General features: G+C 58.7%; 12 protein-coding genes. 6 read left to right on the forward strand and 6 right to left on the reverse strand.

Features of this window, described 5'->3' with window-relative positions:
- Positions 1-6: 6 nt before the first annotated feature.
- The 6 genes from ACR2TX_RS11570 to ACR2TX_RS11595 all read right to left on the reverse strand — a co-directional run bounded on the left by ACR2TX_RS11570 (position 7) and on the right by ACR2TX_RS11595 (position 6,240).
- The gene (locus tag ACR2TX_RS11570) at positions 7-1,290 is read right to left on the reverse strand and encodes a heme biosynthesis HemY N-terminal domain-containing protein (protein WP_077727917.1); all 1,284 of its coding nucleotides are present in this window, start codon (positions 1,288-1,290) and stop codon (positions 7-9) included.
- Positions 1,287-2,516, reverse strand: a complete 1,230-nt coding sequence (locus tag ACR2TX_RS11575) for a uroporphyrinogen-III C-methyltransferase (RefSeq protein WP_434132220.1) — start codon at positions 2,514-2,516, stop codon at positions 1,287-1,289. Before ACR2TX_RS11575 ends, ACR2TX_RS11570 begins: the two co-directional genes overlap by 4 nt.
- Before the next feature lie 69 nt (positions 2,517-2,585).
- A complete protein-coding gene (locus ACR2TX_RS11580) occupies positions 2,586-3,410 on the reverse strand; it encodes a uroporphyrinogen-III synthase (protein ID WP_434132223.1) in 825 nt (274 codons plus the stop codon).
- On the reverse strand, positions 3,403-4,326 hold the full coding sequence (hemC, locus tag ACR2TX_RS11585; protein ID WP_434101740.1) for a hydroxymethylbilane synthase: 924 nt from the start codon (positions 4,324-4,326) through the stop codon (positions 3,403-3,405). Before hemC ends, ACR2TX_RS11580 begins: the two co-directional genes overlap by 8 nt.
- Before the next feature lie 38 nt (positions 4,327-4,364).
- Positions 4,365-5,126 (reverse strand): LytR/AlgR family response regulator transcription factor, encoded by a 762-nt coding sequence (locus ACR2TX_RS11590; protein ID WP_434132225.1) that lies wholly within the window; start codon positions 5,124-5,126, stop codon positions 4,365-4,367.
- Positions 5,101-6,240: a sensor histidine kinase gene (locus ACR2TX_RS11595; protein WP_434132228.1), complete on the reverse strand. Its 1,140-nt coding sequence runs from the start codon at positions 6,238-6,240 to the stop codon at positions 5,101-5,103. The genes ACR2TX_RS11590 and ACR2TX_RS11595 overlap by 26 nt, the downstream gene beginning before the upstream one ends.
- A gap of 425 nt (positions 6,241-6,665) precedes the next feature.
- On the opposite strand from ACR2TX_RS11595, the gene ACR2TX_RS11600 reads away from it, so the two are divergent.
- From ACR2TX_RS11600 to gnd, 6 genes are all read left to right on the forward strand, one after another.
- A complete protein-coding gene (locus ACR2TX_RS11600; RefSeq protein ID WP_156879487.1) occupies positions 6,666-7,610 on the forward strand; it encodes an ATP-binding cassette domain-containing protein in 945 nt (314 codons plus the stop codon).
- On the forward strand, positions 7,607-8,353 hold the full coding sequence (locus ACR2TX_RS11605; protein WP_077727924.1) for an ABC transporter permease subunit: 747 nt from the start codon (positions 7,607-7,609) through the stop codon (positions 8,351-8,353). Before ACR2TX_RS11600 ends, ACR2TX_RS11605 begins: the two co-directional genes overlap by 4 nt.
- The gene (locus ACR2TX_RS11610) at positions 8,350-9,834 is read left to right on the forward strand and encodes a GldG family protein (protein ID WP_434132231.1); all 1,485 of its coding nucleotides are present in this window, start codon (positions 8,350-8,352) and stop codon (positions 9,832-9,834) included. Before ACR2TX_RS11605 ends, ACR2TX_RS11610 begins: the two co-directional genes overlap by 4 nt.
- Positions 9,834-10,799 (forward strand): DUF4340 domain-containing protein, encoded by a 966-nt coding sequence (locus ACR2TX_RS11615; RefSeq protein ID WP_133716994.1) that lies wholly within the window; start codon positions 9,834-9,836, stop codon positions 10,797-10,799. Before ACR2TX_RS11610 ends, ACR2TX_RS11615 begins: the two co-directional genes overlap by 1 nt.
- 40 nt (positions 10,800-10,839) lie before the next feature.
- Complete coding sequence (mutM, locus tag ACR2TX_RS11620; RefSeq protein ID WP_077727927.1) at positions 10,840-11,655, forward strand: bifunctional DNA-formamidopyrimidine glycosylase/DNA-(apurinic or apyrimidinic site) lyase; 816 nt, start codon at positions 10,840-10,842, stop codon at positions 11,653-11,655.
- 103 nt (positions 11,656-11,758) lie between these two features.
- The gene (gnd, locus tag ACR2TX_RS11625) at positions 11,759-12,772 is read left to right on the forward strand and encodes a phosphogluconate dehydrogenase (NAD(+)-dependent, decarboxylating) (protein WP_434132235.1); all 1,014 of its coding nucleotides are present in this window, start codon (positions 11,759-11,761) and stop codon (positions 12,770-12,772) included.
- Positions 12,773-13,027 lie beyond the last annotated feature (255 nt).

Here is a 13,027-nt window from a genome sequence, read left to right on the forward strand (position 1 = left end):
TCTCTTTTACTGAGCCGCGCTCGAAACAAGCTCTTCCTCCACCGGCTCCATAGCCTCCCCGGACGGATTCTGCTCGATCTGAGCGACCACTTCGCTGGAAGCGAACATCAATCCGTTGCGATAGTAATGGCAGGCGGCGGCGAAGTCGTTTTGCTGATGCAGCACGTCACCCAAGAGCTGGTAGGCTTCGACGCTGGGTTCCACGTTGAGGCTTTTTTCCAGGTAGTCTTTGGCCTTATTCCAAAGCTTGCAGTGGATGGCGAGTTTGCCCAGTACCCTGAACAGAACGGCATCTTTCGGATGCGGTCCCAGCCAGGTTTCCGCATGCTTGAGCTGCTTTTCCCGGTCGGATAGCTGGATGCAACCGTAGAGAACTAGAAGGGTCTCGTCCCACTCGTCGCCGAGAGCGCGGCGCAGCTCGTCCTCGATTTCCTCGCCGGCACCGGCTTCGATCATGGCGGCGAAATAGAGGGACTGAATTCCCGTGGATGCGCGAATGTGCTCGGGAACGGTCGCCCAAACCTCCCGCAAGGCGGTAACGTCGCGAGATTCGGATTTTTGTCTGATCAGAGCGCTGTAGGTTTCCGTTTCGAGCAGTTTGACCTCCGCTTCCATCAAAACCTTGTTCTTGTGCAAGGCGGGAAGCAGGCTGCGCAAACTTTCCCAATCTTCCATTTGGGCATAGGCTTGGTGAGTCAGCCTCAAGACAGCGGCGTGGCTCGGGGCGATCTTGTTCAGATGAGTCAGAGACTCCAACGCTTCCTCGAATTGCTTGTTGGACAACTGCAATTCCGCGCGGGTCAGGCCGACCGCTAGCTCCGACTCGGGCGCGATTTCACGGGCCAGCTTCAAATATTCGTCCCGCTGTTCGACGGCGCCTCGTGCATGTGCGGCCCGTGCGGCGGTCAGATAGTTGATGAGCGGCGCGCCGCTGTCTGCGGCATGGCGGATCAGATTCCGCTCCGCCTTCTCCCAATTGCCCTCGGCCGTTTCGATGAGCCCTGTGATCAAGGCTTCCTGGGAACGCTTGTTACGAAGTTCGCCACCGCGCTTTTTGAGGACTTTGGGAATGCTCATCGCCTGCAAGACGACGCGGACCAAAAAGTAGAACAGAACGAAAGCGACGATCAAAGTGACCAGGATCACGAGTAGCGAGGATTCCAGCACCCAGCGATCGTAGCCGATGATGACATAGCCCGCGTCGCCGGCGATCAATCGGCGGTGAACGAAAAAGCCCACTCCGACGGCGATCGAGACGGCGATCAGCACATAGATGAAGGCTTTTTTCACGGCTGTGCTCCCGCAGGTTGTGCCTCGCCGGATTGCCTTTCCCCAGTGGCCTTCGTCTCGGCCTGCTCGGCTTCCAGACGTAGCTTTTCGATGTTCCGCAAGAGAGTTAACGACTTGCTGATATCCGGGAATGGCATGCGAATCGGCTGGTCCGCCAGTGCGCTGATTTCCGCGGCGACCTCCTGGGTTTTTTTCGCGTCGGGATCGAAGTGCTCGTTCAGCCACTCGCGCGCGGAGGCCAGATTGGCTTTGTACATCTCTTCGTCGCCTCGGAGGAGCGCCGCTCGGCCCGTTTCCAGCTTGAGCAGCAGAACTTGACGTAGCGCCTCCGCCTGTTCCGGATGGAGAACGGCATTTACCGGCCGATCGGTGCGGCGTATCGTTACCAGGTCCTTGATATTGTCCAGCGCGGAACCGAGCGGCCCTTCACCTTCAGCCCCCGCGGCGGGTTCGGCCGTTTCGGGGGTGTCGTCGTGTTCGCTGACTTTGCCCGCATGGGGTAAGAACAGGGGAATATCCTTGGCCTTGCTTTCAAGAGCCAGCAGTCTGGAGGAAAGTCCTACGATATCCGGAGCGTTGAGCCGCCGGAGAGTTTCGATTTCCTCGGCCAACGCTTCCCGGACTTTGAACACCGCCGGATCGCCGCTGTCGTGCAGGCGCTGGTCCGCGGCCTCCATGGCAGCAATTACGGCTTTCACGTCGCCGATCAGGTGAAGTTTTTGGTTGGCGATGCTCAGAAGGTACTCGGCGTCCGCTACCAACAAATCGCCACGGGTCTTGTTGAGCTGTCGTTGGATGCGCTGAACCGATTCATTCAGTTCGTTCCGCGTCAGGTTCAATCTCTCGTTGAGCTGGGCGGACTGATCGCCGATCAGCCGCTCGAATTTTGAATCCTCCGTCGTCACCTGGGATTGAAGGGTGGCGAGCTGGGAGTGCAGTGTGGCCATCTCGGATTGCATCGCGCTCAACTGCCGCGTGAACTCCATGATTTGCTGGTCCTTGCTGGTCAATTGGCCGCCCAGACCTTCCTGCTTGGAGCGTAGCTCTTGAAGAAAGTACCAGCCTCCGGCGGTAAGACCCAGTATGCCGAGCAAGATGAGATAACCGATCCACGCGAAGCTGCGGGATTTCTTGGGGGGCGCGGCAGATGTCTTTACGGCCTCGGTTTCCGCTCCATTGGCGGGCTGGCCGGTGGACGACATCAATTCGTTATTTACGTCAACCAATGCTGTATCCCCGTAGTATTGAACCTTAATAGCTTTTATTGGAGAAAGGACTCGAAATCAGCGGGCCGATTATCGGCTGGCCTGGCGGTCTTGAGCGGTTCTCTTCGTTTCGACATGACGAATTATCGTCTCCGCTATGGCTTGATCGCAGGCCGGCTCCGCACTGATCACATGACGCCAGCCTTGATCGCGAGCCAGTTTTTCGACGCGCGAGCCGAGCACCACGAGCGGGGTATGCTCGGCGAACTCGTGTATGGCCTCGCCCAAGAGCTGCGTAAGATTATTCAAAGCCTCTCCGCTGGTGATGGTTACAATGTCGATACCGCCTTGGCGCCTCAGGTCAATCCAATAACCGATATCCGTCGCGGGAAGAATTCTGCGATAAACTTCCGCGTAGGCAACTTCCGCACCACGCGCCCTGAGTGTTTGCGCAAGATGCTCCCGTCCGCCTTCGCCCCGGACGATCAATATCGATTTGCCGGATACATCAGTCATTTCCGGCGACGCCAAGAGCGACTCGCTATTAAACTGCGGTTTAGGTATCAGGTCTACCCGAATTCCGGCCTTGGTAAGCGCTTCCGCAGTAGTCTGGCCGATAGCCGCGATTCGCGCCGGCCGCGGCGGATTGAACGACCCGCCATGAATCGCCAGAGTGAAGCGGACGGCGTTGGGGCTCGCGAATATCAACCAATCCCACCGGTCTTGCCGCGACAAAAGTTCCGCCGCTGCGGTAGGATCGCCGACAGCGACGATTTCCAGCAACGGCAGCCTCATTGCATGGCCGCCGGCGGCTTCAATTAGAGCGCACAGGCCACCGGCTTGTTCCCGCGGTCGGGTGACCAATATGCCTATGCCGGCTAGAGGGGCATTCGTCGAGCTTGCCATGTCAGGCATAGAGTGCGTTCAAGATGCGATCGGCCCCGCGCGATAATAAATCTTCGGCCAAGGCTATCCCTAAAGCCTGCGGATCGGCGTAAGAACCTTCGATTTCGCCTTGAATCAGTGAACTTCCGTCAGGCGTGCCGACCAGCCCCCGCAGTCTCAGATGTTCCCCGGACAATTCCGCGTATCCGGCAATGGGCACCTGGCAGCCACCGTTCAGGCGCTCGTTGAGCGCTCGCTCTGCCGTGACGCAGATAGCCGTTTCCTCGTGGTGCAATGCTTTTAGACACTCGTTCAGCCAAATGTCATCCCGGCGGCATTCGATGCCGATGGCGCCTTGGCCGACCGCGGGGAGGCTGGTCTCAGTCGAAAGTATTTCCGTAATCCGATGGCTCAGGCCGAGCCGTTTCAATCCCGCTGCAGCAAGGATGATGGCGTCGTACTGCTCGGTCTCGAGCTTATTTAGGCGGGTGTCGACATTGCCCCGAAGATTGAGCGTTTCGCATTCGGGGAGACGGGCCTTGATCTGGCATTGCCGGCGAAGGCTGGAGGTACCGATCTTCGCGTGCGGAGGCAGCACATCGAAGGACGGGTAACGCAGGGAAACAAAAGCGTCGCGGGGATCCTCGCGCGGCAGAATGGCGGCGAGATGCAGGCCGTCGGGCAGTTCCGCCGGCACGTCTTTCATGGAGTGGACGGCCAGATCGGCCGTTTCTGCCAGCAGCCCCTCCTCCAGTTCCTTCACGAACAAACCTTTGCCGCCCACCTTGGCCAGCGGGGCGTCGAGCAATTTGTCGCCGCGCGTGACCATTTTCACCAATTCGACTTCGATATCGGGGCATGCGGCCCTCAGGCGCGCCGCGACGTGTTCCGCCTGCCATACGGCCAGGGCGCTTTTGCGGGTGGCGATGCGTATACGTTGTGGCATCAGTATCGACCGTGCGTAAATTAAGCCATTGTATCAAATCAGCCGTCCTCACCAATCGTAGCGAGTTGTTTTAGCTGGCTTCTTACGGAAGGCTGGTGCCGACGGCTTATTTCCAAGGTCTCGGGGATGCCGCGCAGACGAAGCGCCGTGCCGCCGGAGGACGATTTTTCCAGTGCGACGATATGGTCGATTGCCACCAAGGCGTTGCGGTGAATCCGAATGAAGCTCTTTCCGAATTCTTCTTCCAAAGACTTCAACGAATCGTCGATCAAGGTTTCTCCGTCGGGGGTCCTCACCGTCGTATATTTTTGCTCGGCGCGGAAATAAAGCACCGTGTCGACCGGAATCAATCGTATGTCGCCATGGCTGTGGATGCATAAATGGCTACGGGTCGATTGTCCGGCAGGTAGGGCGGTCTCGAGTTTATTCCACGCGGTTTCGGTAAATCGTTCCGCCCTTCGCAAGGCGGCGGCCAGACGGTCCTTTCGCACCGGCTTGAGGAGATAATCGACCGCGCTGACCTCGAATGCCTCCAATGCATGTTCGTCGTAAGCCGTCGTAAAGACCACGGCCGGCGGCTGAGGCAATCGGGCGAGTTCGCGTGCGGTTCCGATGCCGTCGATCCACGGCATTCGGATATCCAGCAGAACCGCATCCGGCTGGATCTGAGCGGCGAGCCTCAAGGCCTGTTCGCCGTCGGCCGCTTCTCCGACGACGATCAATGACGAGTCGATCTCGCTGAGCAAATCCCGCAAACGGCTTCGAGCCGGCGCCTCATCGTCGGCGATCAGGATTTTCATGATTTTTCGGAAGATAAGGAAAGACGATTCGAACTTGGTAGCAATTGTCGACCACGCTGGTGAGGAGGCGCGCCTCGCCCGGAAAACAGGCTTCGAGACGAGCGCGGAGATTGGCCAGAGCTATCCTTGCACCTTGGCGCGAGCGGCGCGCATCCGCTTCCGGCAGAGTGTTTTTTACCGTCAGAACGAGATGCCGTTTCGTGAGTTGACCGCCGATCTCCACTTTGCCGCCACGCTGAGACGGCTCGACGCCGTGATAAATCGCATTTTCCACCAGCGGCTGAATGCTCAGGGGAGGGATCAGTGCGTCCTCCGGAGCGTCCTTCAGACGCCAGTCGATGCGCAGACGTTCGCCGAGACGCTGCCGCTCGATGTTGAGATATTGGCAAGTCAGGCCCACTTCGTCTTTCAGCGCCACCCATTTGGTCTCTTTCTTGAGTACCGCGCGGAACAACTCGGCCAAATCCAGCAGAAGTTCTTCCGCCATTTTCGGATCGTTCCGAGTGAGGCTGGCGATGGTGTTGAGACTATTGAACAGAAAGTGGGGGCGCATCCGCGCCTGTAGTGCATCGAGCCGGGCTTCACCTTCGGCCCGGATTTGCAGACGCCAGCGCGATTGGATATAGAGGTAACGCAGCCAGGCCGCCGTAATGAGACTGCTGGCCCCGAGAATTTTCAAATAGTAGACACCGTCGAGGTTTTCAAAGGAAATGGCATGTCCCGGATTCAACGGGCCGTCATGGCCTAGCCAGGCAATCAGAAATGTCGCGGTCTGGATGACGGAGAAGGTCGCCGCTCCGCACCAGAGGGCGTCTAGTCGGGCGAGCCGCGAGCGAATACTGCAAAGGACGACTCCGCTGGTCAGCGCGATCCAGACGATGAACAGCGAGCGCAGCCCCAAGTCGGACCAGAAGCCGTAATCGGACGACGAATCGGCGAGCGTCAGAACGAAAGCCAGTAATTCGGCCGAAACGACTAGCATCAGGGCGGTCGAGAGGCTGCAAAAGTCGGGAAGAAAGGACTCGGCCGCGCGGCTGGTCGCGGCCCCGGTACCGCGGATGGTCGGCGATGCTTCCCGTCGCCCGGGACTGTCCTTAGGCCGTATAGACTTCACTTGCTCGGTTTTCCGCCGCTGCATCAATGATCAATTGTCCGACGAATGTTCAAAAAGTCAGGCTGTGGAGTTTGTTGCTCCATAAGAGTGTAGAGGTCCCGGAAAAGCTTGCTGGAGGAAAACATCGGAATTTGCTGGATAAGTGGCTCGAAGCGGTCGAGAGGGGCGGTCGCAAGCGTCCTGAACGGCATTTGCGATAGGCTTGCGTGCTGCGTCCGAAACGATGGCGCACAGGCTCGCCTTGCTTTTGGATACACTCAGTCCAGTCGGCGCACTCGCCGCTTCCAAATAACACGATCAGGACGGCGAGGACTGCTCTGTGGTACCGTTATTGGGTTCCGCTATTTTTTACGGGCGTGCGGCACCTGGTGCCCAAGTGGCCCGTATCTTGCCTTTCGGAAAAATTTTTGTATCTTACGCGCGCTATGACTCAACTCATTCAAGTCGAACAACTTTATCGCTATTACGGCGATCACTGCGCCGTCAACAACGTTACGTTCAGCCTGGAAAAGGGCGAAATTCTGGGATTTCTAGGCCCCAACGGGGCGGGCAAGTCGTCCACCATGCAGATGATCTGCGGCAATCTCGCGCCTACCTCCGGGCAGATCCTCATCAACGGGATCGACATACTGGACAATCCCAAGGAGGCCAAGCGGGAGCTGGGCTATTTGCCCGAAATACCGCCGGTTTATCGGGAGCTGACGGTGGACGAATACCTGGACTACTGCGGGAAACTGCATCAGATTCCCCGGGAAAAAATCCCGACAGCGGTCGATAGCGCCAAAGAGCGTTGCGGCTTGACCGACGTCGGCGAGCGATTGATCGGGAATCTGTCGAAAGGTTATCAGCAGCGGGTCGGTATCGCCCAGGCGATCCTGCATTCCCCGTCGGTCATCATTCTCGATGAGCCGACCGTGGGGCTGGACCCGATCCAGATCCGGGAGATTCGCGAACTGATCCGCGAGCTCGGCAAGCAGCACGGGATTATTCTCTCGACGCACATCCTTCCCGAAGTCCAGGAATCCTGCACCCGCGTGCAAATCATTCACAAGGGCAAGCTGGTGCTCAGCGACAGCATCGAGGGCCTGGAACAGCAGATGCGCGCGTCCAGCGTGGTGCTGGAAACCCGTTTAGGGGCCGATCTCATGAAGCTTTATGCCATCGACGGCGTTCAAAAGATCGACGACCTCGGCGAGCGGCGCTATCGAATCTTTCACGACAAGGACAAAAACCCGGCCGAACGGATCTCCGAAGCTGCGGTATCGCTGGGTTGGGGACTGCTGGAACTGACCCCCGAACGGCGCAGCATGGAAGAAATCTTCATAGACATCACCCAACACACTCCCGTTATGGAGGAGCAAGCCGCATGATGGCCTTAGTCATCGCGGGGCGAGAGCTCCGCACGCTGTTTCTTTCGCCTTTGGCCTGGTCGATTCTGGGCGTGATCCAGATCATTCTGGGCTACATGTTTCTGGCGCAGCTCGACTACTACGTGATGCTGCAAGCCCGCATCGCCGGCATGGAGGATGCGCCCGGAGTCACCGACCTGATCGCCGTCCCGCTGTTCGGCAATGCCGGCGTCATTCTCCTATTGGTGACGCCGCTCCTGACGATGCGGCTGATCAGCGAGGAGCGCCGCAACCGCACGCTGAGCCTTCTGTTTACCGCTCCGGTGTCGATGACCGAGATCATTCTCGGGAAGTATCTCGGCGTGTTCGCCTTCCTGCTCATCATGGTCGCGATGATCGGTCTGATGCCGCTGTCGCTGCTGGTCGGGGGCGGACTGGACATGGGCAAGCTGGCGGCCTGCATCATCGCCCTCGTGTTGCTGCTGGCCGGGTTTGCCGCCGTGGGGCTATACATGTCGGCGCTCGCCAGCCAGCCGACCATCGCCGCCGTCAGCACGTTCGGGGCATTGCTGCTGCTGTGGATCATCGACTGGACCGGCAACTCGGCGGGCGGCGTGCTCGAATATCTCTCGATCCTGCGCCATTACGAGAGTTTGCTGAAAGGTCTGGTATCGACGACCGATCTGATTTACTTCCTGCTCTTTACGCTCACGTTTCTCGTTCTGAGCGTCCATCGTCTGGATAACGATCGCCTGCAAAAATGAAGATCAACCGCAAGACGCACCTCGAACTACGCCTGCAAAACCTTCTCTTCACCTTGCTGTTTCTGGCCGTCGTCGGCCTTGTGGCCTGGCTGAGCACGCGCTACACGGCCCAGTTCGACTGGACCGCGGGCGGCCGCCACACTCTCTCCGAGGCCAGCCGCAAGGTCTTGGACCTGATGAAAGAACCGGTAACGATTACCGCGTACGCTCGGGAAAACGCCCAGCTGCGAAACCAGATTCGCGATCAGGTCGGACGCTACAGCCGTTACAAGAACGATCTGACGCTGAATTTCGTCAATCCGGATACTCAGCCCGATAAAGTCAGGGAACTGGGTATCACCATGGACGGCGAAATGATGGTGGATTACCAGGGCCGCACCGAAAAAATTCAAAACGCCGAAGAGGCCACCTTGACCAATGCCTTGCAGCGCTTGGCCGTGGCCAAGGAACGGCACGTGGTCTTCCTCGAGGGTCATGGGGAACGGTCGCCGCAAGGCCAGGCCAACCATGATCTGGGCCAGTTCGGCGAAGAACTGGAGCGGAAAGGCATCACGGTGTCGATGGTGAATCTGGCGGTGACGCCCGACATTCCGGACAACACCAACGTGCTTGTCCTGGCGGGGCCGCGAGCGAACTTCCTTCCCGGTGAAATTACGCTGGTCCAGAACTATGTGAAAAACGGCGGAAATCTGTTGTGGCTGACCGACCCCGGCGAACTGCATGGCTTGGATCCGCTGGCTCAGCAGCTGGGAATCAAGTTCCTGCCCGGAACCGTGGTGGATGCATCCACCCAGCTCTTCGGCATAGACGACCCCACTTTCGCCCTTGTCGCGGAATATCCGGCGCATCCGATCACGTTCAATTTTCAGACCATGACGCTGTTTCCGGCCGCGACGGCGCTGGACAAAAGCGCAGACGGAGATTTCCAGCGGGAACCTCTGCTCAGCACTCTGGCTCGCTCCTGGACCGAGACCGGAGCGATCGAAGGAAAAATCCAGTTCGACGCGGACAAAGGCGAGCGCAAAGGCCCGCTCCAGATCGGTTACACCTTGACCCGCGAGATAAAACCGACGGATAAGACGGAGCCGGCCGCTTCGGCAAGCAAGTCCGAAGCAAAGCCGTCTGAAGCTAAGCCGAACGAAGGATCGAAGGCAGAACAAGCCGGACAACCGGAAGCCGGGGCGGCCAAGGATGCTGGTGAAAAGCCGTCCGAACAGCGAATCGTCGTGATCGGCGACGGCGACTTCCTGTCGAATGCCTTTCTCGGCAACGGCGGCAATCTGGATCTCGGCCTCAACATCGTTCATTGGCTGAGCCAAAACGAGGCTTTGATCAATATTCCAGCCAAGACGGCGCCGGACCGGAAGCTGGAACTGTCGCCCGTCGCTTCCGGCGTGATCGCCATCGGTTTCCTGATCGCCTTGCCCGCCGGGCTGATCGGCACGGGAGCTGCCATTTGGTTTAAACGCCGGAGACGTTAATGAAATCGAGACTGATCCTGAATCTAGCGCTATTGATCGTCATAGCCGTCCTTGCCGCCGTTGCATTTTTCGAGCCCGGCAAGGAAAAGCCCGAGACTACGCCTCTCGCGGCTATCGACGAAAATGCGCTTACCGCCATCACCTTGCAGAATAAGGACGCCATCACCTTCGAAAAGCAAAACGGGCACTGGCGCTTGACCAAGCCGTTTTATGCCCCGGCCAACGACATTCGCGTCCGGCAGCTGATCGGCATCGCCGAGGCCAACAGCGAAGCGCAGTACCCGGTAAGTGCCGAGGACCTCCCCAAATTCGAGCTCGACAAGCCGAAAGCCACGTTGATTCTGGATGCGACCACGATGAAGTTCGGCGGCTCGGATCCCATCAACATGCGGCGTTACGTGCAAATCGGGGATACCCTGCACCTGGTCAACGACGATTTCTTTCATCACCTCACCGCATCCGCCACGGATTACGTGGACAAGAAGCTCCTGCCCGAAGACGCGAAAATCAAAGAGATTTTCATACCGGGCTTGAAAGCTACCTTGGGGCAGGACGGCAAATGGATTCTGGAGCCGCCGGCCGAACCCAATCAAAGCATTTCGGATCTCCTCAACGCCTGGAATACGGCGAGAGCCATCGATGTGAAGCGGGTGGAACAGCCCGCTCAAGGCGATGTAATCCGAATTACCCTGGCCGAGGGCAATCCGGTCGAGTTCTTCATCATGCAGCGGGAGCCGGATCTCCTTCTTGTCCGACCGGATCTGGGGCTTCAGTACGAAGTGACCGGAAACGCCGCAAAACAGCTGCTCAGCCTGCAAAAACCGGAACTCAAGCCCGAGGAGCCGAAACTGTCCCCAGCCGAAGACGAGGAGACCGAGGAAGAATCTCCAGCGGACGCGGAAGAACAGCAAGAACCGGCAGAATCGGCAGAGCCGGGCGAAGAAGGGGAAGAGGCGGCGGACTGACGCTTCTTCAAGCTGTCGGACGCTGCCCGATAACGCCGCCATGCCCGAACTGCCGGAAGTCGAAACCACGCGGCGCGGCATTTCGCCTCATCTAACCGGGCAGACCGTTCAGGCGATAGTCGTTCGCCAGCCTCGGCTACGCTGGCCGGTTCCGCCGGATCTGCCGGAAAAGCTCGATTGTCAGACCATTCGGACGGTCGAGCGCCGAGGCAAATACATCCTGATCGGCACAAACCGCGGAACGCTGATCGTTCATTTGGGCATGTCCGGAAGCCTCCGCATCCTCGCCCCGGACAGCCCGCCCAGAAAGCACGACCATCTCGACTTCATCCTCGCCAACGGAACCTGTCTCCGCTTCCACGATCCGCGCCGTTTCGGCTGCGTCGTCTGGACGGAAGACGATCCTTCGACTCATCCCCTCCTGGCCGAACTCGGGCCGGAACCCTTAAGTGAATACTTCGATGCGCCCTATCTTCATGGAAAAGCCCGGGGCCGCAGCGTGTCCGTCAAATCCTTCATCATGGACAGCCGCATCGTGGTGGGTGTGGGCAACATCTACGCCAACGAAGCCTTGTTCCGGGCCGGCATCGATCCGCGCCGACCGGCCGGCCGCATAGCTCTGCCTCGCTACGAAAAACTGGTCGTATCGATACGGGAGGTCCTTTCCGAAGCGATAGAACAAGGCGGAACCACGCTACGCGATTTCGTCAACGAAACCGGAAGTCCGGGGTATTTCCAGCAAACTCTGCAAATTTACGGACGGACCGGCGAACTATGCCGCCGATGCGGCGAGCTTATCCGAACGCAGCGGCTAGGGCAGCGCTCAACTTATTGGTGTCCGAACTGTCAACATTGAGATACGCGATCGTGCATTGAGAACCGTGCGCTCGTTCTTCCGCGCAAGGAAGATTTCGTAGCGCATACGTACCGATATCTCTCGAATGGAAAGGAGGCAGCCCATGCAAATCGGTATGATCGGTCTGGGGCGAATGGGTGCCAACATGGTGCGCCGGTTGATGCGGGGCAATCATTCCTGCGTGGTTTGGGACAACTCGGGAAAACCCGTTGAGATGTTGGCTTCGGAGGGTGCCATAGCCGCCGACAGCCTGCGGGATTTGGCGGACAAACTGCTCAAGCCGCGCGTCGTCTGGCTAATGATTCCGGCGGGCTTCGTCGACGATTTGATAGACAAGCTTTCGCCCTTGCTAGAAAGCGGAGACATCCTGGTCGACGGCGGCAATTCTCACTATCGCGACAGCATGAATAGAGCGCTACGCTTGAAGCCGCGCGGCGTCCATTACCTCGATGTTGGCGTCAGCGGCGGCGTATGGGGCCTGGAGCGGGGTTACTGTCTGATGATCGGCGGCGACGAGGAGCCCGTTCGAAAACTGCATCCGATTTTTCGGGCTTTGGCACCGCCCCAGGATGCGGCCCCGCGTATTCCGGAACGCGAAAACACCGGGTTGGCCAGCGCCGAGCAGGGGTATCTACATTGCGGTCCCAATGGAGCCGGCCACTTCGTCAAAATGGTTCACAACGGCATCGAATACGGTCTCATGGCCGCTTATGCCGAAGGCTTCAATATTCTGAAGAACGCCGGAATCGGCTTCGAACGCCAATCCCATGATGCCGAAACCGCGCCCTTGCGCAATCCCGAGTATTACCGTTTCGATTTCGATCTGCCCGAGATCGCCGAATTGTGGCGGAGAGGCAGCGTGGTTCGGTCCTGGATGCTCGATCTGGCGGCATCGGCCTTGCTGCAATCACCGGATTTGGAGAGATTCTCGGGACATGTGTCCGATTCCGGCGAGGGGCGGTGGACGGCGTTCGCCGCCATCGACGAAGGCGTCCCCGCTCCCGTGTTGAGCGCCGCGCTGTTTCAGCGGTTCTCGTCCCGCGGACGCAGCGAGTTTGCCGACAAGTTCCTGTCCGCCTTGCGCTGGCAATTCGGAGGACATCAGGAAAAATCGTGATGCGAGCGACAGCGCGACTTGGCGGATTGGCCAGGCCGTTTGCGATTGGAAGGGACCGACTAAAGGTCCGTTTGCGATTGGGACAGGATTCCCGACCTACTATCCCCTGGACCGCTAAACCGATCCTGAAGATGCTCTGGCTCCTTGGTGAGCCGCTCGACGGCTCAATGTAGTGTGGCGGGTGGGACCGCAGGCGATCCGGGCGGCACGCCGCAACCATGTCTCGCCTCCTTCGCAAAGTAGGAGGCGAGAAAT

It is taken from the genome of Methylocaldum sp. GT1BB (genome assembly GCF_051027545.1).
Taxonomy (GTDB): domain Bacteria; phylum Pseudomonadota; class Gammaproteobacteria; order Methylococcales; family Methylococcaceae; genus Methylocaldum.